This window comes from Streptomyces sp. NPDC093065 (assembly GCF_044754585.1).
Lineage (GTDB): Bacteria > Actinomycetota > Actinomycetes > Streptomycetales > Streptomycetaceae > Streptomyces.
Window position 1 is genome coordinate 438,510 of the sequence record NZ_JBIVPJ010000004.1, and the last position, 20,093, is coordinate 458,602.

The 20,093-nt window shown below is 75.2% G+C and carries 19 protein-coding genes and 2 pseudogenes; 12 read left to right on the forward strand and 9 right to left on the reverse strand.

What is annotated here, in order from left to right:
* Nucleotides 1–64: 64 nt before the first annotated feature.
* The 3 genes and pseudogenes from ACIQFU_RS10495 (at nucleotide 65) to ACIQFU_RS10505 (ending at nucleotide 3,953) form a co-directional block, all read left to right on the forward strand.
* Entirely contained in the window at nucleotides 65–1,267 is a 1,203-nt protein-coding gene (locus ACIQFU_RS10495; protein WP_402550469.1) for a lycopene cyclase family protein, read from the forward strand.
* 38 nt (nucleotides 1,268–1,305) lie between these two features.
* Nucleotides 1,306–2,010 (forward strand): annotated as a pseudogene (locus tag ACIQFU_RS10500) (methyltransferase domain-containing protein); the annotation flags it as partial.
* 407 nt (nucleotides 2,011–2,417) lie between these two features.
* Entirely contained in the window at nucleotides 2,418–3,953 is a 1,536-nt protein-coding gene (locus ACIQFU_RS10505) for an FAD-dependent oxidoreductase (protein WP_402550470.1), read from the forward strand.
* 31 nt (nucleotides 3,954–3,984) lie between these two features.
* Here ACIQFU_RS10505 and ACIQFU_RS10510 read toward each other — a convergent pair whose 3' ends face one another.
* From ACIQFU_RS10510 to ACIQFU_RS10520, 3 genes are read right to left on the reverse strand one after another with little or no spacing between them, the layout of a single operon-like run.
* Nucleotides 3,985–4,863: an SDR family oxidoreductase gene (locus ACIQFU_RS10510; protein WP_402550471.1), complete on the reverse strand. Its 879-nt coding sequence runs from the start codon at nucleotides 4,861–4,863 to the stop codon at nucleotides 3,985–3,987.
* A gap of 52 nt (nucleotides 4,864–4,915) precedes the next feature.
* Nucleotides 4,916–6,553, reverse strand: coding sequence for a phytoene desaturase family protein (locus ACIQFU_RS10515; protein WP_402550472.1), 1,638 nt, complete (start codon nucleotides 6,551–6,553; stop codon nucleotides 4,916–4,918).
* A complete protein-coding gene (locus ACIQFU_RS10520) occupies nucleotides 6,546–7,052 on the reverse strand; it encodes an SRPBCC family protein (protein ID WP_402550473.1) in 507 nt (168 codons plus the stop codon). Before ACIQFU_RS10520 ends, ACIQFU_RS10515 begins: the two co-directional genes overlap by 8 nt.
* A gap of 268 nt (nucleotides 7,053–7,320) precedes the next feature.
* Between ACIQFU_RS10520 and ACIQFU_RS10525 the strand changes: the two genes are divergently transcribed.
* Entirely contained in the window at nucleotides 7,321–8,496 is a 1,176-nt protein-coding gene (locus tag ACIQFU_RS10525) for a S1 family peptidase (protein WP_402550474.1), read from the forward strand.
* A gap of 135 nt (nucleotides 8,497–8,631) precedes the next feature.
* On the opposite strand, the gene ACIQFU_RS10530 is transcribed toward ACIQFU_RS10525, so the two are convergent.
* Nucleotides 8,632–9,075, reverse strand: coding sequence for a hypothetical protein (locus ACIQFU_RS10530; RefSeq protein ID WP_402550475.1), 444 nt, complete (start codon nucleotides 9,073–9,075; stop codon nucleotides 8,632–8,634).
* Nucleotides 9,076–9,348: 273 nt separating this feature from the next.
* Here ACIQFU_RS10530 and ACIQFU_RS10535 point away from each other — a divergent pair, with 273 nt between their 5' ends.
* The gene (locus tag ACIQFU_RS10535; RefSeq protein ID WP_402550476.1) at nucleotides 9,349–9,471 is read left to right on the forward strand and encodes a hypothetical protein; all 123 of its coding nucleotides are present in this window, start codon (nucleotides 9,349–9,351) and stop codon (nucleotides 9,469–9,471) included.
* Nucleotides 9,472–9,523: 52 nt separating this feature from the next.
* Here the strand turns inward: ACIQFU_RS10535 and ACIQFU_RS10540 are convergent, their stop codons facing one another.
* From ACIQFU_RS10540 to ACIQFU_RS10550, 3 genes are all read right to left on the reverse strand, one after another.
* Nucleotides 9,524–10,849, reverse strand: a complete 1,326-nt coding sequence (locus ACIQFU_RS10540; protein WP_402550477.1) for a cation:proton antiporter — start codon at nucleotides 10,847–10,849, stop codon at nucleotides 9,524–9,526.
* A 1,178-nt stretch (nucleotides 10,850–12,027) separates the two neighbouring features.
* Nucleotides 12,028–13,269, reverse strand: a complete 1,242-nt coding sequence (locus ACIQFU_RS10545; protein ID WP_402550478.1) for a cytochrome P450 — start codon at nucleotides 13,267–13,269, stop codon at nucleotides 12,028–12,030.
* A gap of 167 nt (nucleotides 13,270–13,436) precedes the next feature.
* Nucleotides 13,437–13,850 (reverse strand): SRPBCC family protein, encoded by a 414-nt coding sequence (locus ACIQFU_RS10550; RefSeq protein ID WP_402550479.1) that lies wholly within the window; start codon nucleotides 13,848–13,850, stop codon nucleotides 13,437–13,439.
* Between the two features lie 102 nt (nucleotides 13,851–13,952).
* Between ACIQFU_RS10550 and ACIQFU_RS10555 the strand changes: the two are divergent.
* Nucleotides 13,953–15,237, forward strand: a pseudogene (locus ACIQFU_RS10555) (PP2C family protein-serine/threonine phosphatase).
* Between the two features lie 106 nt (nucleotides 15,238–15,343).
* Here ACIQFU_RS10555 and ACIQFU_RS10560 read toward each other — a convergent pair.
* Nucleotides 15,344–15,655, reverse strand: coding sequence for a hypothetical protein (locus ACIQFU_RS10560; RefSeq protein ID WP_402550480.1), 312 nt, complete (start codon nucleotides 15,653–15,655; stop codon nucleotides 15,344–15,346).
* Between the two features lie 144 nt (nucleotides 15,656–15,799).
* Between ACIQFU_RS10560 and ACIQFU_RS10565 the strand changes: the two genes are divergently transcribed.
* The 3 genes from ACIQFU_RS10565 to ACIQFU_RS10575 are packed head-to-tail and all read left to right on the forward strand — an operon-like array spanning nucleotide 15,800 to nucleotide 17,555.
* Nucleotides 15,800–16,510 carry a hypothetical protein gene (locus tag ACIQFU_RS10565; RefSeq protein ID WP_402550481.1) on the forward strand — a complete coding sequence of 237 codons (711 nt, stop codon included), beginning with the start codon at nucleotides 15,800–15,802 and terminating at the stop codon, nucleotides 16,508–16,510.
* Nucleotides 16,507–16,830 (forward strand): BON domain-containing protein, encoded by a 324-nt coding sequence (locus tag ACIQFU_RS10570; RefSeq protein WP_402550482.1) that lies wholly within the window; start codon nucleotides 16,507–16,509, stop codon nucleotides 16,828–16,830. Before ACIQFU_RS10565 ends, ACIQFU_RS10570 begins: the two co-directional genes overlap by 4 nt.
* A complete protein-coding gene (locus tag ACIQFU_RS10575) occupies nucleotides 16,830–17,555 on the forward strand; it encodes a metallophosphoesterase (protein ID WP_402550483.1) in 726 nt (241 codons plus the stop codon). Before ACIQFU_RS10570 ends, ACIQFU_RS10575 begins: the two co-directional genes overlap by 1 nt.
* A gap of 19 nt (nucleotides 17,556–17,574) precedes the next feature.
* Here the strand turns inward: ACIQFU_RS10575 and ACIQFU_RS10580 are convergent, their stop codons facing one another.
* Entirely contained in the window at nucleotides 17,575–18,219 is a 645-nt protein-coding gene (locus ACIQFU_RS10580) for a GNAT family N-acetyltransferase (RefSeq protein ID WP_402550484.1), read from the reverse strand.
* Nucleotides 18,220–18,360: 141 nt separating this feature from the next.
* On the opposite strand from ACIQFU_RS10580, the gene ACIQFU_RS10585 reads away from it, so the two are divergent.
* The 3 genes from ACIQFU_RS10585 to ACIQFU_RS10595 all read left to right on the forward strand — a co-directional run bounded on the left by ACIQFU_RS10585 (nucleotide 18,361) and on the right by ACIQFU_RS10595 (nucleotide 20,082).
* On the forward strand, nucleotides 18,361–18,906 hold the full coding sequence (locus tag ACIQFU_RS10585; protein WP_402550485.1) for a molybdopterin-dependent oxidoreductase: 546 nt from the start codon (nucleotides 18,361–18,363) through the stop codon (nucleotides 18,904–18,906).
* Nucleotides 18,903–19,394: a hypothetical protein gene (locus ACIQFU_RS10590; RefSeq protein WP_402550486.1), complete on the forward strand. Its 492-nt coding sequence runs from the start codon at nucleotides 18,903–18,905 to the stop codon at nucleotides 19,392–19,394. The genes ACIQFU_RS10585 and ACIQFU_RS10590 overlap by 4 nt, the downstream gene beginning before the upstream one ends.
* 154 nt (nucleotides 19,395–19,548) lie before the next feature.
* Nucleotides 19,549–20,082: a DoxX family protein gene (locus ACIQFU_RS10595; protein WP_402550487.1), complete on the forward strand. Its 534-nt coding sequence runs from the start codon at nucleotides 19,549–19,551 to the stop codon at nucleotides 20,080–20,082.
* Nucleotides 20,083–20,093: the final 11 nt, after the last annotated feature.

Sequence of the window (20,093 nt, forward strand, 5' to 3'; positions counted from 1 at the left end):
GCGTCCCGCGGACGGCACCGGGCGGAATACTCCGCCGGACCGGACCGGCGGGAAGGAGGCGGGCGTGCTCGACGCGGACATCGTGGTCGTCGGTGCGGGGGCGGCCGGGCTCTCCCTGGCCCACCGGCTCCCGGCGGCGGTACCGCACGGCGCGGCGTCCTCCGTGGTCCTGGTCGATCCGCCGCCGGGGCCGCTGCGGCCCCCGCGTCGCACCTGGTGCTTCTGGGAGGCCGGGGCCGGCCGCTTCGACCGGGCGGCGACGGCGACATGGGAGTGGCTGCGGGTGCACGGCCGGGACGGCGCGGTCGTCCGGCGGCACATCGCGCCGGCCCGCTACAAGATGATCCGCTCGGACGACTTCGAGGCGCTGGTGGAGCGGGACCTGAAGGACCGTCCGGGACTGCGGCGCGTCGAGGCCGTCGTCGGCGCGGTGACCGGCCTGCCGGACGCCACCGTGCGGGTGGCGGCCACGGACGCCGCGGGCACGCCGGTCGACCTGCGCGCCCGCTGGGTCTTCGACTCGCGTCCGCCGGACCGGTTGCCGGCCGCCCGCACCCGTCTGCTCCAGCACTTCCGCGGCTGGTTCGTCCGCACCGAGCGGCCGGTCTTCGACCCGGAGGTGGTCGACCTGATGGACTTCCGCACCGCACAGCCGCGGCGGGGCCTGTCGTTCGGCTACGTGCTGCCGACCGGGCGGCACACCGCGCTGGTCGAGTACACCGAGTTCGGGCCGGATCCCCTGACGGCCGCGGCGTACGACGAAGCGCTGGAGGACTACACGAGCCGAGTGCTGCGCACCGGCGCCACGGAGGTCCTGTCGACCGAGCAGGGGGTCATCCCCATGACCGACGCCGTCTTCGAGCGGCGGGCCGGGGGCTGCGGCCGGGTCTTCCGGATCGGTGTCGCGGGCGGCGCGACCCGGGCGTCCACCGGCTACACGTTCGCCGCCGTGCAGCGGCAGTCGGAGGCCGTCGCCCGTGCGGTGCGCGCGGGCCGCCGCCCGGTGCCGCCGCCCCCGCACCCGGCGCGGGCCCGGTGGATGGACGCGGTGCTGCTGCGCGCGCTGGACACCGGCCGGGTCGACGGGCCCGAGCTCTTCCTCCGGCTGTTCGACCGTGTGCCCGCCGGGCGGCTGCTGCGGTTCCTCGACGGCCGGTCGCGGCTGACCGAGGACCTGGCGGTCGGCCTGCGCGTCCCCGTCCTGCCGATGCTGCGCACGGCGGCCGAACTGCCGTGGCTGCCGCGCCGTCACCTGCCCCCGCGCTGAGCGCCGTCCGCCGAACGCCGACCCATCCGGAGCCCCCGATGCCCTTGCTGCGCGACGCCGCGCTGACCGCCGCCTTCGACCGCGGGGCGGGTCACTACGACCGCCTCGTCGCGCTCAATCCGGGCTACCACGCCCAGTTGCGCCGCTCCGCCCGCCGGCTGGGCCTCGCGGACGGCGGTGCCGGCAGCCGGGTGCTGGACCTGGGCTGCGGCACGGGTGCCTCGACCGACGCCCTGGCCGCGGTCTTCCCCGCCGCCGGCATCGTCGGGGTGGACGCCTCGGCCGGCATGCTGGAGCGGGCCCGGGCCAAGCCCTGGCCGTCACGGGTGCGCTTCGTGCACGCGACGGCCGAGGACCTGGACCGGGCGGAGCTCCGCGGCCCCTTCGACGCGGTACTCGCCGCCTACCTGTTCCGCAACGTGACCGACCCCGACGCCGTCCTGCGCACGGTGCGCGGGCTGCTGGCCCCCGGGGGCCGGCTGGCGGTGCACGAGTACGCCCTCGGCGGGCGGCGCGCCGACCGGCTGGTGTGGGACGCGGTGTGCCGGGCCGTCGTCCTGCCGCTGGGCACGGCGACGGGCGACCGGGGCCTGTACCGGCATCTGTGGCGCAGCGTCGCGGCGTTCGACACGGCCCCGGTCTTCGGCGCGCGGCTGCGCCGGGCCGGGTTCGAGGGCGTGCGTGTCCTGCCGCTGCCGGGCTGGCAGACGGGCATCACCCACACCTTCGTCGGCCACCGCGCCCACGAGGAGCCGGGCGGTACGGCGCGGGAGACCGGCGGCGCGGAGACCGGCGGCGCCGGCACGCGGGCCGCCGGGAACGGCGGCGCCGGGAGCGACGGATTCCGCACGGACGGCACCGGGAACGACGCCACACCGGCCCCCGGTACCCGCACCGACGGCGCCGGAACCGCCCGCACGCGGGCCGGCGACCCACACCACGACGCCAACCGGACCCTCGGCACGGGGACCCGCAGGCCCCGGGCCGACGACGAGCAGGACGACCGTGCCGCCGCCGACGGCACCGGGGACGCCGGCGCCGCGGGGGCTCCCGGCGCCGGCGAAGGGCAGGGCGGCGGGGCGGGTGCCCGCCGTGCCCGTACCGGGGGCGGCCGGTGATCCGGCGGAGTGGTGGCGGGTGGGGCGGTGAGGTGCGGCCGCCCGGGCGGGACCGGCGGGCCCGGGTGCTGCGTCCCGGCCCCGGGCGGGAGCGGGTCGGGGGTGCTCCGCCGTCGGTGGCGGTGATCGGCGGCGGGATCGCGGGCCTCGCGGCGGCGACCGCACTGGCGGAGCGCGGGGTGCGCGTCGTGCTGTACGAGCGCGAGCCGGTGCTCGGCGGCCGGGTCTCGGGCCGGACGTTCGCCCTGCCGGACGGCACGCCCGCCACGATGAGCCGGGGCTTCCACGCCTTCTTCCGCCAGTACTACAACCTGCGGGGTCTGTTGCGCCGTTGCGATCCCGCTCTCGGCATGCTGACCGGCCTGCCGGACTACCCCCTGCGGCACAGCAGTGGGCTCCACGACGGCTTCCGCCGGATTCCGCGCACTCCCCCGTTCAGCGCTCTCGCCTTCGTCGCCCTGAGCCCCAGTTTCGGGCTGCGCGACCTGACGGCCCTGCGGCCCTCGGCCGCGCTGCCGCTCCTGGACGTCCGTACCCGCCGCGTCCACGAGCGCCTGGACGACGTCAGCGCCGAGGACTTCCTCGACTCCCTGCGTTTTCCCGCGGCCGCGCGGCATCTGGCCTTCGAGGTGTTCTCCCGCAGCTTCTTCGCGGACCCGCGCGAGCTGTCGGCCGCGGAGATGGCGCTGATGTTCCACATCTACTTCCTCGGCTCCAGCGAGGGGCTGCTGTTCGACGTGCCGCGCGAGCCGTTTCCGCAGGCGCTGTGGGATCCCCTCGCCGGGCATCTGGCGCGGCACGGGGCCGAGGTGCGCACCGGCACGCCCGTCGAGTCCGTCCGGCCCGGCCCGTCCGGCGGGCGGCTCGTGGTCGACGCCGCCGGGGCCCGGCCGTACGACGCCGTGGTGCTCGCGATGGACGTCGGCGGGCTGCGGGACGTGGTGTCCCGCTCACCGCACCTCGGGGACGCCGGCTGGCGGGCGCGGGTGGCACGGCTGCGGAACGCTCCGCCGTTCCTGGTCTCCCGGCTGTGGCTGGACCGCCCGGTCGCCCCCGGCCGGCCCGGGTTCCTGGGCACGAGCGGTTACGGCTCGCTGGACAACGTCAGCGTGCTGTCCCACTGGGAGGGCGAGGCGGCCCGCTGGGCCGCCCGCACCGGTGGCTGCGTCGTCGAACTCCATGCCTACGCCGTGCCGTCGGCGGCCGTCCGGGAGGTCGAGGAGAAGCGCCTCGTCGACCAGTTGCACCGGGTGTACCCGGAGACCCGCCGGGCCGGGGTGGTCGCCGCGCGGCACGAGTGGCGGTCGGACTGCCCGCTGTTCACGGTCGGGGGCTACCGTGACCGTCCCACGGTGCGCACCCCCGACCCGGCCGTGGTGGTCGCCGGGGACCTGGTCCGTACGGATCTGCCCGTGGCGCTGATGGAGCGCGCCGCCACCTCCGGGTTCCTCGCCGCGGGCGCCCTGCTGGAGCGGTGGGGGGTGCGGGGCGAGACGCTGTGGACGGTGCCCGACGGGGGCCGGTCGGCGCCGCTGCGGGCGTTGGCGCGGCGGTTCGGGGCGTACTGACGGACACGGGGCGCACATGCGGCCGCGCCGGCTACCGCCGGGTGTCCGCCGCGCGGTCGGCCAGCCCGCCCGCGCCCAGCGGTCCGGTGTGGCCCAGGGGCTCCCCGGCCTCCATCCGGGGCAGTTCGTGGCGGGACAGCCGTACGACCGCGGGCGGCAGGGTCACGCGCCCCCACTGGACCAGGCGCAGCCAGCCCGGCACGTACACGGCGGTACGGCGGCGCTCCGCGGCGCGCACCAGCCGGGCGGCGACGTACTCGGGCGGGAAGGTGCGGCGGGCCGGGGGCGGCATGTGGGCGCGCAGTTCGCGCAGGACCGGGTAGCGGTCGGCGTCGCGGATCATGTCGGTGTCGATCCAGTTGAGGTAGGCGACGCCCACGGCGACGCCGCGGTGGGCCACCTCGGCGCGCAGCGAGTGGGTGAAGGCCTCCACACCCGCCTTGGAGGCGCAGTAGGCGCTCATCATGGGGGCGGCACCGAGCGAGGCCAGCGAGGCGATCTGCAGGTGGTATCCCGCGGTGTCGAGCAGGTCCGGCAGGAAGGCGCGGGCCGTGTGGGCGCTGCCGGTCAGGTTCACCTCGACGACGCGGCCCCACTCGGCGGGGTCGGACGTGGCGAACGGGCCGCCGTGCGCGACACCGGCGTTCGCCACCACCACCGACGGCTTGCCCAGGCGCCCGCGGGTCTCGCCGGCCGCGTCGGCCAGCGCGGCCGGGTCGGTGACGTCGGTCTCGACGGCGAGCGCCGGGGTCGGCAGCTCCGCCGCCAGGGCGTCAAGGCGCGGCTTCTCGAGGCCGAGCAGGGCGAGCCGGGCGCCGCGGCGGGCGCATGCGCGGGCCACGGCGGCGCCGAGTCCGCGTGCCGCGCCGGTCACGACGACGGTGCGGTTCTGCAGGGGGCTGTCTGTCACCGGTCGGCCCTTTCCTCGGACGGCTCGGGGGCGTGTCGGACGGTTCCGGCGGTCAGCGGCGGTCGCCGGCCCGGTCCCGTCGGGTCAGGGCGCGCTGCATCCCGGCCAGTCCCGCGAACCGGTGCCGGCGCAGGGCGGCGCGCGCGGCGTTGGCGCCGGGTGCTCCGTGTACCCCGCCTCCCGGGTGGGCGCCCGCGGAGGCGAGGAAGAGACCGGTCACCGGCGTCTCGGGCCGTCCGGTGCCGGGCACGGGCCGGAAGACGAGTTGCTGGTGCATGGCGGTGGTGCCGCCGTTGATGGCGCCGCCCTCCAGGTTGGCGTTCATGGCCTGGAGCGTCGGCGGGGCGAGCACGCGGCGGGCCCGGACCAGCGCGCGGAATCCGGGGGCGAAGCGTTCCACGTGGCGTTCGATCCGGTCGGCCATCAGTTCCCGCTCCTCGGCGTCCCAGCTGCCGGTGATGCCCTCCTCGCCCGCGTCGGCGCGGACGTCGTGGGGGACGTGGGTGTAGGCCCAGGCGGACTCGGTGCCGCTCGGTGAGCGGGTCGGATCGGTGGTCGTCATCTGCCCGAACAGCGAGAACGGCCGGTCGGGGACCTGCCGCACGGCGATCTGCGCGGCGAACCGGGTCAACTCGTCGAGGCCGTCGGACAGATGCACCGTGCCGGCCCGCGCGGCCGCCTCGCACCGCCAGGGCACGGGTCCGTCCAGCGCCCAGTCGACCTTGAAGGTGGCGAAGTCCCACTGGAAGCGCCGCAGGTCGGCGAGGACCTGGTCCGGCAGGTCGGCGGGGGCGACGAGCCCGCCGTAGAGGGCGGGGACGGAGACGTCCGCGAGGACGGCGCGGCGGGTGGTCACCGTCTCCCCGTCGGCGGTGCGCACGCCGACGGCGCGCCGGTCGCGGACCAGGACCCGCTCGACGCGCCGCCCGCAGTGCAGGGTGCCGCCCCGGGCGCGCAGCCGGTGGACCAGGGCCTCGGTGAGGGCGCCGGAGCCGCCGACGGGCACGGGGAAGCCGTAGGTCTGTCCGAGCATCGACATCAGCCAGCCGAAGCCGCCGCTGCCGGCCGCCTCGGGGGCGAGGTCGGCGTGCAGGGCGTTGCCGGCCAGCAGCAGTCTGCCGCCCTCGCCGCGGAACTCCTCCTCGCCCATGCGGCGCACCGGCAGCACCAGGGTGCGGGCGAGTCTGAGGCCGCCCGCCCCGCGCAGCCGCAGGGCCAGCCTGGCGCCGGCGCGCACCGGCGGGAAGGGCGTGAACAGGGCGTCGACGATGTCGGCCCGGTAGCGGTCCCACACCTCGTGCAGCCGTTCCCAGGCGGCGCCGTCCCCGGGCGCGAAGGCGTCGAGCGAGGCGGCGGTGGTGGCGACGTCGCGGTCGAGGACGGCGCAGGTGCCGTCGGTCAGGGGGTGGGCCAGTACGTGGGGCGCGTGGGCCCAGCGCAGTCCGTGGTCCTCCAGCCGCAGTCCGCCGAGGATCGGGGAGGCGGCGGCGAGCGGGTAGAAGGAGCTGAACAGGTCGTTGACGAAGCCGGGGGCGACCCCGTCGTCGTGGCGCACCGCACCGCCCGGCTCGGGCTGCTCCTCGAGCACCGTCACGCTCCAGCCGGCGTCGGCCAGCAGGTTCGCCGCCACCAGGCCGTTGGGGCCGGCTCCAACCACGACGGCGTCGACCGTGTCGACGCCGTCAGGCACGGCCGGTTCCCAGCCGGTGGCCCACGGAGTCCACCACGTCGGGCGGGTCGGGACGGCACCGGTCACCGGCCTCGGACTCGCAGAGTTTCGCGAGCCTGGCGAGCATGGCGCGGTGCCGCACCTGGAGCAGCGCCTCGACCCCGACGTTGTGCACCAGGCCGCCGGGACCGCGCAGCGGGTGCTCGTCCACGATCACCAGGCACTGCTCGCCCCACGGGCGCAGTTCGACGGCGATCCGGGCCGTGCCGAGCCTGCCCGCCTTGGCCTCCAGCTCCAGTTCGGAGCCCTCCACGCAGCGTCTGACCACCGACTCGTTGTGCAGCCGCAGCGGTCCGAGCCGGACCTCGTACGCGATCGTCGCGCCGACCTGCGGCCACTGACCGGCCCTGGGAGTGACCTCCGAGGGGCCCACCACCCATTCCACGTACAGGTCCCCGTCCGCAAGGACGTCCCAGACGGCCTCCGGGGTCGCCTGGATCAGCCTGTGCCGAACCGCCACGAGTGCCTCCCACGTCCAGGGGCCGCCATGGGGCCGCCATGGCGAGGACGGAGTCTGAGTGCCCCGCCGGGGACCGGCCAACCGGAACGAACGGGTCGGGTCGTACGGGCGCGGAGACAGGTGACGCGGAAAGCCCGTGCATTGGCATGGACCTGATGACGAGGGCTGGCTAAGCTCGAAGCGACCCGATGAGAGCGCTCTCAAACCGCGGTTGTTCCGTGCCATCTGTTCCACCCCCACCTTGCTGGAACGACGAAGGGCAACTCCCGTGAGACGCAGCAGACTCAGGCACCTCGGCCTGGCCGGCCTCCTCGTGCTCGGCACCCTCTCCGCGGTCGGCACACTGCCGGCCTCGGCGGCCGACGCCCCCTCCACCCCCGCCTCGTCCTCCGACACGCAGCCGGCCTCAGCCGGTCTCCTCGACGCCATGCAGCGGGACTTCGGCCTCAGCCGCGCCGAGGCCGAGGACCGGCTCGCCGCCGAACGCGACGCGACCGGCCTCGAGCCCGTGGCGCGCCGGGCCGCGGGCGAGGCGTTCGGCGGCTCGTGGTTCGACGCCGACGCCGGAAGACTGACCGTGGCCGTGACCTCGGACGCGGCCCCCTCGACGCTGCGGGCGGTCCGCGCAACCGGCGCGCAGGTGCGCACCGTCGAACACAGCGCGCGGCAGCTGGACGCGGCCAAGGCACGCGTCGACCGCCTCGACGCCCCCGCCGGTGTCAGCAGCTGGCGCGTCGACCAGAGCGCCAACACCGTGGTCGTCGACGTGGTCGGCGGCGAGCGCGCTGACAACGATGTCCAGAACTTCCTGAAGCAGGCCCGCGAGGCCGGGCCGGTCACGGTGCGCTCGGTGCCGTCGGCCCCGCAGACCTTCGCCGCGGGCACGGTCGGCGGCGACCCCTACTACACCGGCAACGTCCGCTGCTCCATCGGCTTCTCCGTGCACGGCGGGTTCGTCACCGCCGGGCACTGCGGCCGGGCCGGCGCCGGGGTCAGTGGCTGGGACGGCTCGTACATCGGCACGTTCCAGGGATCGTCGTTCCCCGACAACGACTACGCGTGGGTCAGTGTGGGCAGCGGCTGGTGGACGGTGCCGGTCGTGCTGGGCTGGGGCACGGTCTCCGACCAGCTCGTGCGCGGCTCCAACGTGGCGCCCGTGGGCGCCTCGATCTGCCGCTCCGGCTCCACCACGCACTGGCACTGCGGCACCGTGCTCGCCCAGAACGAGACGGTCAACTACAGCGACGGTTCGGTGGTGCACCAGCTGACCAAGACCAGTGTGTGCGCCGAGGGCGGCGACTCGGGCGGCTCCTTCATCAGCGGTGACCAGGCGCAGGGCGTGACCTCGGGCGGCTGGGGCAACTGCTCCAGCGGCGGGGAGACCTGGTTCCAGCCGGTCAACGAGATCCTGAACCGCTACGGCCTGACCCTGCACACGGCCTGATCCGACGGCGGCGGGGAGGGACGGGCCGGTCTCCGCTCCGGTCCGCTCCTTCCCCACCACCGACGCCCGGGGCACCACCGTTGTCCAACACCCCACCGGTGTCCGAGGCCCTGCCACGACGTGGACTCGGACGGCTCAGACGTCGCCGGGACCGGCCCCCGGCTCCGGTGCGTCGAGGCCCGTCGCCGTGGTGAGCCGGCGGTAGGCGGCCCGCGCGTGGACCAGGCGGGCCAGCGCCGTGCCGACGAGGGCCGCGCCGAGCAGGCAGGCCAGCCAGAACGTGTCCCGCCGGCCGGTCCACGTGAGGGTGCCGGCCGGCGGTATGGCGAAGCCGTTGAGGGACAGCCAGCACAGGACGGCCGTCCCCGGCGCCGCCGTGAACGGGGCGCAGAGTCCGAGCAGGGCCGCCAGCAGGGAGAGCGCGACCAGGGCGAGACCCGGACGGCCCGACCCCACGGTGCCGTTGAGGAGCGCGACCAGGACGAGGGCGCCGCCGAACGCGCCCGCCCACACCAGAGGAGCCGCGACCGGCCTGGGAACGGGGCTGGCACCGCTGCCCAGGGGCACCCACTCGATCATGCTGACGGCTCCTTCCGGTCCCGGACGCGTTCGACCACGGTGTCGGACAACGGCCCTGTGGGCAGATTGTCCCACCGGGAACCGCGGTGCCCTTGCGCCCGGGTCGACGTCCGGCCACCCGCATGCTCCGCTCCGACGCCCCTCCCGGCCGTCGTACGCCCCGCGCGGCAGCACGGCGAGGCCGCCGGCTCCCTGCCGTGTTCGGGGCGACCGTGTCGGCGGGAGGGCCGACCTGTGCGGCGGTCCTGTCCCGCGCCGTGTCCGGTGACCGCCGTGGCGATACCGAGAACGGCCAGGACGGTGAGCGGAAGCGTCCAGCTGTCCGTGGTGCTGCTGCGGAGCCGGCGCAAGCGGGCGGTGGCGGCCGTCCGGTCGGCCTCCCTGCCGGGCGGCTGACCGGCGTGCCGCGCTTCCGGGCCGGCGTCGGGCTCACGCTTGGGGGCACCCCCTAGCGTTCTGCCTCCGCGTGCTCCGAGGAGGAGGCCGAGGACCCGTACGAAGGGGAGCTCCCGGCCGGCACCGGCACCCGGCGGCCGTCCGCCTCCGTCTGGCCGCCGCCGGCCCCGTCACCCGGCGCCTCGACCGGTGCCGTCGTCCCGGGCAGCAGCCGTCCGGCGGCCCGCAGCGCACCGGCGAGGACGTGGGCGCGTCCCGCCACGACGGGCCCGAGGACGGCGAGGACGAGGACGTAGCCGGCGATGAAGGGTGCGAGCCGCGCGTCCAGTCCGGCGCCCGCGGCCATGGCGGCCAGGATCAGCGCGAACTCCCCCCGGGCGACCAGGGTGGTGGCGATCTCCGCGGCCGGTTCGCTGCCGTAGTGGTACACCCGGGCGACGCACAACCCGGCGATGATGTTCATGACGACGGTCAGCGCAGCCGCGGCGGCGACCGGACCGGCGACGGAGGCGAGGTCGCCGGGGTCGATGGCGAGCCCGAAGGCGAAGAAGAAGATGGCCGCGAAGGCGTCGCGCAGCGGGTGCACCAGTTCGCGGATCCGCGGCCCCGAGGGGGTGCCGGCGAGGATCAGGCCGACCATGAAGGCGCCGATCGCGTCGGCGACGCCGAGGACTTCGGAGACTCCGGCGACGAGCACCGCGGCGCCGAGGAAGCTGATGACGAGCAGTTCGTCGTCCCGCGTGGCGATCAGGCGGCCCACGAGCCGGGTGCCGTAGCGGGCCGCGGCGGCCAGCACCAGCAGGAAGCCGAAGGCCTTGCCGGCCTGCAGGGCCGTGTCGGCGACGCCGTGGGCGCCCGAGACGACCGGCTGCAGGGCGGCCAGGTACAGCGCGAGGAAGATGTCCTCCACGACGATGACACCGAGGATCAGCCGGGTCTCCGGGCGGCCGATCCGGCCCAGGTCGATGAGGATCTTGGTGACGATCGCGGACGAGGAGATGCCGAGCACACCCGCCAGCACCAGCGCCTCGCGCACACCCCAGCCGAGGACGAAGCCGAAGCCGAGCCCGGCACCGACGTTCAGGAGCAGGTAGACGCCCCCGGCGGTGAGCAGCCGTTTGCCGCCGCTCTTGAGGTCGTCGAGGTGGAACTCCAGGCCCAGGTAGAAGAGCAGCAGCACCAGTCCGAGCGCCGAGAGCATCTCGAAGTCGTGCGCGTCCTCCACCAGGACGAAGCCCGGTGTGTGAGGGCCGAGCAGGATGCCGGCGAGCATGAACAGGGGGATCGTCGGAAGGCCGATCCTGCCGCCGAGGCGGGCGAAGAACGCGGCGGCCACGAAGGCGCCGCCCATGGCCAGCAGGGTGTCAGCGTGTCCCACGGGTCACCGCCTTCGACCGCGCGGCGGGCCGGGAGGGCCGGGAGGGCCGGGAGGGCCGGGAGGGCTTCGTTTGACGGGGATGGATGCGCATTCTCCTTCGTCGGTCGTGCATCGTCGGGTCGGACGTCGTCGTGTGGTGTGCCCTCGTGTCGTACGTCGTCATGACGTACGTCGTCGGGCCGGCCGGACGGCCGTGGACCGCCCACGACGCCGTGCCGGGAACACCGCTCCGGGGCGGAAAGGGAACACCGGCGGGCCGGCCACCGGCCCGGACTGCGAGCGCCCGCGAACGGGCCGCGTCCGCGGCGGTACGCCACCATGGCCATCGGCCGCCCCGGCGCCCGGCGTGCACACGGCACACCCGCGCCGAACCATGCGGCAGCGCCCGCGAACGGGCGGGACAGGGCCTCCTCCGAAACGTCCCCCGGCCCCCGGAAAGACCCCCCGGGGCGCGGCGTCCGTCCACGATCACACGCCGGGCCGGCGCGCGGCATCGGGGACGACACCCAAATGATCCTGCGGCCGACACCCATCGGCCGCCCCGGCAGGGGAGCCGCCCGGCGGGCCAAGGAGGATGCGCCGCGGCCGACTCGGGGATCCCGGCCGCGGCGCGCCCTGCCGCCCCGGGCGCGGGAGGACTGCGCGCGGCGGGGCACGACCGGCGAATTCCCCGGCATTCCGCCGTGACACTGCGCCAACCGAGTGATCGTCAGGGACCGCGCTCCGGCTCCCGTTCTTCCGCCCGGGGCACGCCGTCCGCCCCGCCGCGGAAGGCGACGGGGCGGACGGCTCGCGGACGGTCCGTCAGCACGGTGTGGTTGCCATCAACTTCTCGAAGGAAGCCATGCAGTCCGGGCAGTGACGCGCCCGTTCACCGTCGGATGCTTCTCTGCGTTCGCGGAGCTGCTGTCCGCAGAGTGTGGCCGCGGCCTGTTTGGCCAACACGTGCCACACCAACGCTCCGCCCGCCTTCTCCGGGCCCACGCACATTTCGTACATGATCGGCCTCCCAGCCTGGACGCCGCTGACACTCTCCAGGAGACACCGGTTCGGCCGCGACCAGTAGCGAGCGGGGTCCATTCGGGTGACGGCCGCTTCGGCCGGCCGGGACGGCCGCACACCCGGACGGCTGCAAACGATCAGCCAACCGGGCCTGCACGGGTGCGCGTGACGCCTCGTCAGGGTGCGCGTACTCCGGTGACGACGAAGCCGCTGCGGGGGCGGGTCGGAATGCGGCGCAGCGGGATGCGCAGGTCCTGTTCGGGAACCGTGCAGTCCAGGCGCGCCAGCCGCACCGCCAGCGCCTCCAGCAGGCCGACGGTGACGCGCTCGCCGGGGCAGCGGTGGCCGTCGGCGGGGTCGCCGCCGCCCTGGGGGATCAGCTCGTCGGGGCCCGGGGGCCGGTCGAGGAAGCGTTCGGGCCGGAAGGCGTACGGGTCGCCCCACAGCTCCTCGTCGTGGTTCTGTCCGTAGACGTCGAGGAGCAGGATCCCGCCGGCCGGGACGGACTCGCCGTGCCAGGTCAGCTCGGTGACGGTCCGGCCGCCGAGGAACGGGGCGAACGGGTAGAAGCGGCGGACCTCGTGCGCGAAGGCCGTGGCGAAGGCGTCGTCACCGGCGCGCAGCCGCTCGCGGTGGGCCGGCCACCGGTGCAGGGCATGGGCGGCGAAGGCGACGAACCAGCTCACGGCGACGGTGGGGCGCAGGACGTTCAGCAGTTCCACCGCCGCCGTCCTGGAGTCCGGCGTGCCCCGCCCGGTGTCGCGGTGCCGGGCCACCCGTTCGAGGACCGAGTCTTCGGGAGCGGCGACCGCGCCCGCCCTGACCTGCTCGATCAGGCCGGCCATGCGGGTCTCCTGCCGGGTGCGGGCACGGCGGGCCCGCAGATGGCGCGGGCCCGGGGTGGCGAAGCCGTCGACCATCGCGACGAGGTCCCGTGCCAGGGTCCGGGCGTCGACGGCCCCCGGCGGGACTCCCGTCCAGTCGCAGACCGCACGGGTGAGCACGACGGCCGCCTCGTCGAAGAGCACGACACGCTCGCGCCCGCTCCAGGAGCGCACCGCCTCGTCCCAGGCCCCGGTGACGTGTTCGGTGAGGCGGGCGACGCGGCCGGCTTCGAGCAGCGGCAGGAACCGTTCCTTGCGCGTGCGGTGGGCGACGCCGTCGAGGGTGTGGACCGCGCCCTGTCCGAACAGGGTGTCCAGCACCGGTGCGGGGATCGCGCCGTGGCGTCGGACGTGTGACTCGTCGTAGAAGAAGCGCACGGCCTCCGGTCCCCGTACGGCCAGCGCGGGCCTGCCGAGCAGTCGGGTGCGCAGCACGGAACGGGTGCTGTCGCGCATGCGGTTGGGCAGCCAGGCGTAGCCCTCGGTGAGCAGTGCCGGGGTGCGGTCCATCAGCGGGCGGCGGTGAGCGTCCATGGCGGGTGGGTGCCCCGGGGCGGCGGGCGGACACCCGGGCCGGGGTGGCGTCAGCGGCGCCGCCCACCCGCCGGGGACGGCTCGTCGGCGGCCGGCCGCCGACAGGCCGGTCCTCGCCCCGCGTTGTCCTCCGGCGTTCTCTTCTGGCGTTCTGCCGGCCTCGTTCTTCAGCCGGCCGCGTTGTCGGTGCGCATCCTCACCTGCTCCTCCAGGCGCCGCAGGCTCCCGTCGAGTGCCTCGGCCACCGTCCGCTGCCCCGGGTCGTGGCTGTCGTCGAAGAACGACAGGTGCACCGTGACCTCGCTGGCCCCGCTGTCGAGCCCGGCGACCTGCAGCCAGCCGGCGTAGCTGCCCTGCTCGCGGGTGCCCCACTCGAGCCGCATCTGCTCGGGCCGGGCGCTCAGCAGGGCCGAGGTGTCCTGGTCGGTGCGGTCCTCGTGCACGGTGACGGCGGGCGGGTCCTCCGGCTCCACGTGCAGGTCCCGGGGCAGCCAGGTCTCCAGCTGTCCGACGTTCGCGGCCTGGTCGAAGACCTGTTCGGGCTGGGCGGGCATGGTGCGGGAACGCTCGTACTCGGTCATGCGGCACCACTCCTCGGCGCTCGGGTTCGTACGTGGTGACGCGTGCCCCTTCTGCCGGGACCGAAGCGCCGCACGGACGACCGGCCCGAGGGGCGGGGCCGAATGAGCGGTGCCAGACTGCTGGGCATCGTCCCCCGCCGCGGCGGGCTCCCGACGAGAGGAGACGAGGTGTCCACGTCGGACCCGGGCGACGCGGCGCTGCGGCGCTTGCTCGCCGATCCGGCCCACCTCACCCTGGATCTGCGCGAGGCCACGGCGCGTTCCGCCAAGGCGCTGGGGCTGCGGCACGCCGTCGTCTACCTCGTCGACCTGCAGCAGCGGCGCCTCGTCCCCCAGACGGCCGTGGCCCCGGCGCTCCCGGTCGACGGCTCCCTGGCGGGCTGGGCGTACCGCACGCAGTCGCTGCGGGTGGAGGAGTCCAGGACGGGCGGCGGCATCACCGCCTGGTTCCCGCTCCTCGACGGCGCCGAGCGGCTCGGCGTGCTGGCCGTGGACGAGCCCTCCCTCACCGCGTCCTCGCTGACCCGGGGCCGGGCGCTCGCCTCGCTGCTCGCCATGGTGATCACGTCCAAGCGGGCCTTCGAGGACTCCTTCGTCCGGCGCACCCGCACCGAGCGGATGCGGCTGCCGGCCGAGATGCTCCGCGCTCTGCTGCCGCCGCGCACCATCGGCGACGGCAACGTGGTGTCGACGGCCGTCCTCGAACCCGCCTACGAGATCGGTGGCGACGCCTTCGACCACGCGCTCACCGAGACGACGCTGCACGTGGCGGTCCTGGACGCCATGGGGCACGACCTGGCCTCCGGACTCACCAGCACCGTCTCGCTGGCGGCCTGCCGCAATGCCCGGCGCACCGGCCTGCCCCTGCCCGGACTCGTGCGGAGTGTGGACGAGGCCCTGTCCAGCTGGCTCCCGGACAAGTTCTGCACGGCGGTCATCGCGCAGCTGGACCTGGTCACCGGGGTGCTGCACTGAGTCAACTGCGGTCACCCGGCGCCCATCCTGATCCGCGACAAACGGTTGATCATCGACGCCATGGAGCGTGACACCGACCCGCCCATGGGCATGCCCTCCCTGCTCACCCCCCCAGCCGCGCCGGACGTACGAGATCGCGCTGGAGCCCGGGGACCGGGTGCTGATGTACACCGACGGTGTCGTGGAGGCCCGGACCCGGGAGGCCAAGCTGCTGGGCCTCGAACGCTTCGCCGACTACGTCATCCGGGCCACGGCCGGCGGGGAGCTGGCGCCGGAGTCGTTGCGCCGTCTGATCCACTCGATCCTGGACATGCAGGAGGGCCGGCTGCGGGACGACGCGACGCTGCTGATGTTCGAGTGGCAGCCGCCCCCGGAGGGCAAACCGCCGCGCTCCGGCATGCCGCCCGGCTGACGGCCGGCGGGCGGACCAAAGCAGGTGGACCAAAGCGGGCGGACCGGAGCGGGCGGACCCCGTCCGGATCGGGCCGTGTCGGGCACCGCGCCGGTGTCCGTCCGCCTCACACGGGGTGCCCCCGTGCGCGCAGCCAGGCGTGCACGGTGTCCTTGTCCGCCGGCGTGATCCGGACGGGTCCCTCCACGTAGGGGCCCTCGTCCTCGCTGAAACCGGTGTCGGTCACCCGGGCGGTGACCCAGGTGGCCAGGTCCTGCGCGGCCCGTTCGGACAGCGCGCCCCGCTCCCATCCGTCCCGGGCCTCGGCCGCGGCTACGGAGTCGTGCTCTTCGGTCTCGGCCAGCCACGCCGCCACCAGCCGTTCCACGGTCCGGCCGCCGTCGGGGCCGGTCCCCTGTCGTGTGTGCTCGTCGCTCATGCCGGCCGAGTGCCCGCGATCCGCGCACGGCCCACCCGGCGACGGGCCGCGGTGTCGGCGGTACGGCGCCGGGTACCCGCGTCCACAGGGGTGGGCCGGTTCGTTCCGCCCCTGCGACGGCGACGGCCCGGGAAGGGGACGACGATGAGGCAGCCCGCCGACGACCACGCCCACGGCAGGCGCGCCGGTGTCTCCGAACTGCGCCCGGCCGCCGGTGAGCCGGGGTCCGGCGCCCGGAACGAGGCACCTCACGAGGATCTCCCCCTCGACCGCAACCAGGCGATCCTCCAGGCCGCCAAGCAGGTGGGGTCGATCCTGAAGAAGGCGGAGCAGCCGTTCGCGCTGGCCGGCAGCGTCGCCGTGTACGCCCACGGCGGCACCCAGAACCTCCAGCACGACGTGGACTTCTGCATCCGGCCCGAGGACGCGGACGCCGTCGCCGCGACGCTCGGGGAAGCGGGGCTGGTGGTCTACACGCCCCCCGAGGACTGGCTGCTCAAGGCCGACTGTCTGGGGCAGCAGGTCGATCTGATCTTCGAGCTGGCGCACGAGCCGGTGACGTCGGGACTGCTGGCACGGGCCCGGGAACTCTCGGTCGACTCGGTGCGGATGCCGGTCCTGGCGCCGACCGATCTGCTGCGCGGTCTGCTGGCGGCCTTCTCCGAGCACCACTGCGACTTCGGTGCGGTACTGCCGATCGCCCGGACGCTGCGGGAGAAGATCGACTGGGAGGCGCTGCGGCGCGACTGCGGCGACGCGCCGATGCCCGCCGCGTTCTTCTTCATCCTCGAACGGCTGGAGATCATCCCCCCGGCCGGTCCTGCGGCCGGCGCCCCGAAGGAGGAGCAGCCATGAGCGACCCCGTCGGACACCAGGGCCCCGCGGCGAGCGGCCCCGCCTTTGCGGACGGGAGCCCCGACACCCGTGAGACCCCCGAGAACGCCGAATACCGCGTGGCTCATCTCCAGGAGCGGCTCGCCGCGGAGGAGCTGGGCGAACTCGGCGTACGGGCGGAGATCAGGGCCGGGACGGTCGCGGTCACGGGCACCGTGCCCTCGGCGCGGTGCCGGGAGACGGTGCTGCGCGTCGCCCGCGAGGAGCTGGCCGGGCTGACCGTGCACACGGACGTCGTGGTGGCCGGGACCGCCCGCCCCGACCATGCGGAGGAGCTGTGATGATCCGCGTCGCCGCCGTCGGAGACATCCACATGGGACCCGACAGCCAAGGGCTGCTGCGGCCCGCGTTCGAGACCCTGCCCGACTGTGCCGACCTGCTGCTCCTCGCCGGGGACCTCACCCGGCACGGCACACCGGAGGAGGCGGCGGTGGTCGCCCGGGAGGTGCGCGGACTGCCGGTGCCGGTGGTGGCGGTGCTCGGCAACCACGACCACCACGACGAACGGCCCGAGAAGGTCACCGCCATCCTGCGGGAGGCCGGCGTGAGCGTGCTGGAGGGCGAGGGAACCGTCGTGGAGTGCGCCGGGGGGCGGCTGGGGATCGCGGGCACCAAGGGGTTCGGCGGCGGCTTCGTCGGGCGCAGCGCGGGCGAGTTCGGTGAGCCGGTGATGAAGGAGTTCGTGCGCACCACACGCCGCTCGGCGGACAGTCTGCACGCCGCCCTGAAGGAGCTGGACGAGGAGGACTGCACGGCGCGGGTGGCGCTGACCCACTTCTCCCCCGTCGCCGACACGCTCGCCGGGGAGCCGCCGGAGATCCACCCGTTCCTCGGCAGTTATCTGCTGGCGGAGGCCATCGACACGGCCGGCGCCGACCTGGCCGTCCACGGCCACGCCCACCTGGGTTCGGAGCACGGGATGACGGCGGGCGGAGTCCGGGTGCGCAACGTGGCCCAGCCGGTCATCCGCCGGGCCTTCAACGTCTACCGGCTGGGCGCGGCCTGACCCTCCCCCGCCCCGGCCGTCAGGTCCGTGCCGGTTCCCGCGTCGTACGCCCCAGACAGGTGACGTCCGCGGGGTCGAGCCCCGCCGCGGCGATCTCGTGGAAGCCGAGGCGGTCGTAGAAGGCCCTGGCCGGTGTGTTGGCCGTCGCCATGACCAGATGGACGGCCGGTACGCCGCGCTCGCGCAGGGCGCGCCAGAACGTCCGCATCAGGGTCCGGCCGTGACCCTGTCCCTGCCAGCCGGGGAGCAGGTCGATGTGCAGGTGGGCCGGGTACGCGGCCAGCTCGGGGACGATCATGCGCTCGGGGTCGTGGAGCAGCCCGGCCATGACCTCGTCCGGGGTGCGGGCGGCGGGCGGGGTCTGCGGTACCGGGTGGCGGTCGGCGACCCGCGGCAGCCACTTGGTCCGGAACTCCTCGGCGAAGCGCGCGGTGTCGGCCGTGCCGAGGACGTAGCCGACCGCACGTCCCTCGCCGTCGTCCAGCACGAAGGCCAGGTCCGGGTCGAGGTGGACGTAGGGGGCGGCGAAGATGGCGGGCAGGACGGCGGGGTCGGCGTACACGGGCCGGCTGTCCAGGCCGTTGTGCGCGGTCCGGATGCAGATGTCGTCGAGGGCCGGCGCGTCGGCCGGACGGTAGGGGCGTACGGAGGCAGTCGCTGTCACCGCACCATCCTGCCTGCCTGGGAGCGCTCCCACAAGTGGTTTGCTTCGACCGTCCCCGCCCGGGTACCCGGCGGCCCGCGGTGTGACGGAACGCGCCGTGAACGGCGGGACGCGTGCGGACGTGGGGACGGGAGGCCGACGGTGGAGGACGTGACGGACCGGATCGCGCGGCCGTGGGGTGCGAGGGCGCCCTACGGGCGGCACGAGACCTGGCCGGCCCGGGTGGACACGTTCCTCGCGGAGGGGGTGGACCCCGGGGCGGTGCAGCGGCGGGTGCAGTCCGCGTCCGTCCTGCACTCGGACGGCGACGCGATGGACATCGCGGTGGCCGACGGCCGCATGGTGGGCGTGCGGGGCCGGGACGTGGACCGGGTCAACCGGGGCCGGCTCGGCCCGAAGGACCTCTTCGGCCGGCAGGCGAACGGCTCCCGCGACCGGCTGACCCGCCCGCTGGTGCGGCGCGACGGGCGACTGGTGGAGACGGACTGGGACACCGCGATGGAGCTGGTGACCGCCCGCTCGCGCTCACTGCTGGACGAACGCGGGCCGGCGTCGGCACCCACCACCACCGCGTCGGCACCGGCTGGCGCCGGCGTCGCCCCGCCCACCACGGGCGGACCCGCGGCACACACCACGCAGCGGGAACCCACCGAGTTCCCGCACGCCCACGAGGAAGGCGCCCGGTGAACGGCATCACTCTGACCCTGCGCACCCTGCGCCGAGGCGAACGGCACCTGGCGCACGACCTGGTGGCCGTCGCCGAGCGGCACCGCACCGAGCACGAGGTCCACCACGTCGCCACCGACCTCGCCCGCCGGTCCCGCGAGCACGTGCGGCGGATCGCCGAAGTCGCCGCGGAGCACGGCGCGAAGCTGGGCGACCTGCCGGACCACTGCGCGGACGGCGTCTTCGCCACGCTGCGGAAGAAGGCGTCCGAGGCGGTCGCGCACCGGCCGGAGCCGGGCCTGCTGCTCCTGCGCGACCTGCGGGCACTGCACGTCGCCGCGGCGGAGAACTCGCTGCACTGGGAGATGCCGGCCCAGGCCGCCCAGGCGTCGGGGGACAGCGGGCTGCTGGCGCCGGCCTCCTCCTGCCATCCGGAGACACTGCGCCAGATGCGCTGGACCAACACCATGATCAAGAACTTGTCGCCCCAGATTCTCACCAGCCTGTGACCTGCGTTTTCCCCATCCGGCGCGGTGCCGAAGAGCACCGGAACCGCACCGCCCGCCGAATGGCGCGGGCCACCCGGAGCACCCGATGATCCCAGTGGGGCACACCCCGCTGATGACCCCGTTGACACCCCCTCGGAGAGAGCGAGACAGCGTCATGAGTCTTCTGCGTCTGGCCGGCCGGCCGATGCTCGCCTCCATGTTCGTCGCGGGCGGCCTGCAGTCGCTGCGCAGGCCGCAGGACGTGGCCCCCGCGGCCGAGCCGGTCGTGCGGCCGGTGACCGACCGCGTACCGGTGCTGCCGGACAGCACCGAGCAGCTCGTACGGCTCAACGGCGCCGTTCACGTGGTGGGCGGCCTCATGCTCGGACTCGGCCGCTGTCCGCGGCTGGCCGCGCTGGCCCTCGCGGCGACGCTGGTCCCCACCACGCTGGCGGCGCACCGGTACTGGGACGCGGAGGACCCCGCCGACCGCACCCAGCAGCGCATCCACTTCCTGAAGAACCTGTCCATGATGGGCGGACTGCTGATCGCCGCCGACGACACGGGCGGCGCGCCCTCGTTGCTGTGGCGCGGCCGGCATGCCGCCAAGGACCTCCGGCACGACGCCCACTTGGTGCACCGTTCGGTGCGGGCCGCCGCCGGTCCCGCGGCACGGGCGGGCGGCATCCGGGCCAAGCTGGGGGCCTGAACCCGGCGTTG

Bases quoted from the DNA above. Each gene is read 5' to 3' on its own strand.
- ACIQFU_RS10570 (WP_402550482.1), top strand. From the start codon at position 16,507: ATGAGCGACCCCGTCGGACACCAGGGCCCCGCGGCGAGCGGCCCCGCC.
- ACIQFU_RS10560 (WP_402550480.1), bottom strand. From the start codon at position 15,655: ATGAGCGACGAGCACACACGACAGGGGACCGGCCCCGACGGCGGCCGG.
- ACIQFU_RS10565 (WP_402550481.1), top strand. From the start codon at position 15,800: ATGAGGCAGCCCGCCGACGACCACGCCCACGGCAGGCGCGCCGGTGTC.
- ACIQFU_RS10550 (WP_402550479.1), bottom strand. From the start codon at position 13,850: ATGACCGAGTACGAGCGTTCCCGCACCATGCCCGCCCAGCCCGAACAG.
- ACIQFU_RS10530 (WP_402550475.1), bottom strand. From the start codon at position 9,075: ATGATCGAGTGGGTGCCCCTGGGCAGCGGTGCCAGCCCCGTTCCCAGG.
- ACIQFU_RS10595 (WP_402550487.1), top strand. From the start codon at position 19,549: ATGAGTCTTCTGCGTCTGGCCGGCCGGCCGATGCTCGCCTCCATGTTC.
- ACIQFU_RS10575 (WP_402550483.1), top strand. From the start codon at position 16,830: ATGATCCGCGTCGCCGCCGTCGGAGACATCCACATGGGACCCGACAGC.
- ACIQFU_RS10545 (WP_402550478.1), bottom strand. From the start codon at position 13,269: ATGGACGCTCACCGCCGCCCGCTGATGGACCGCACCCCGGCACTGCTC.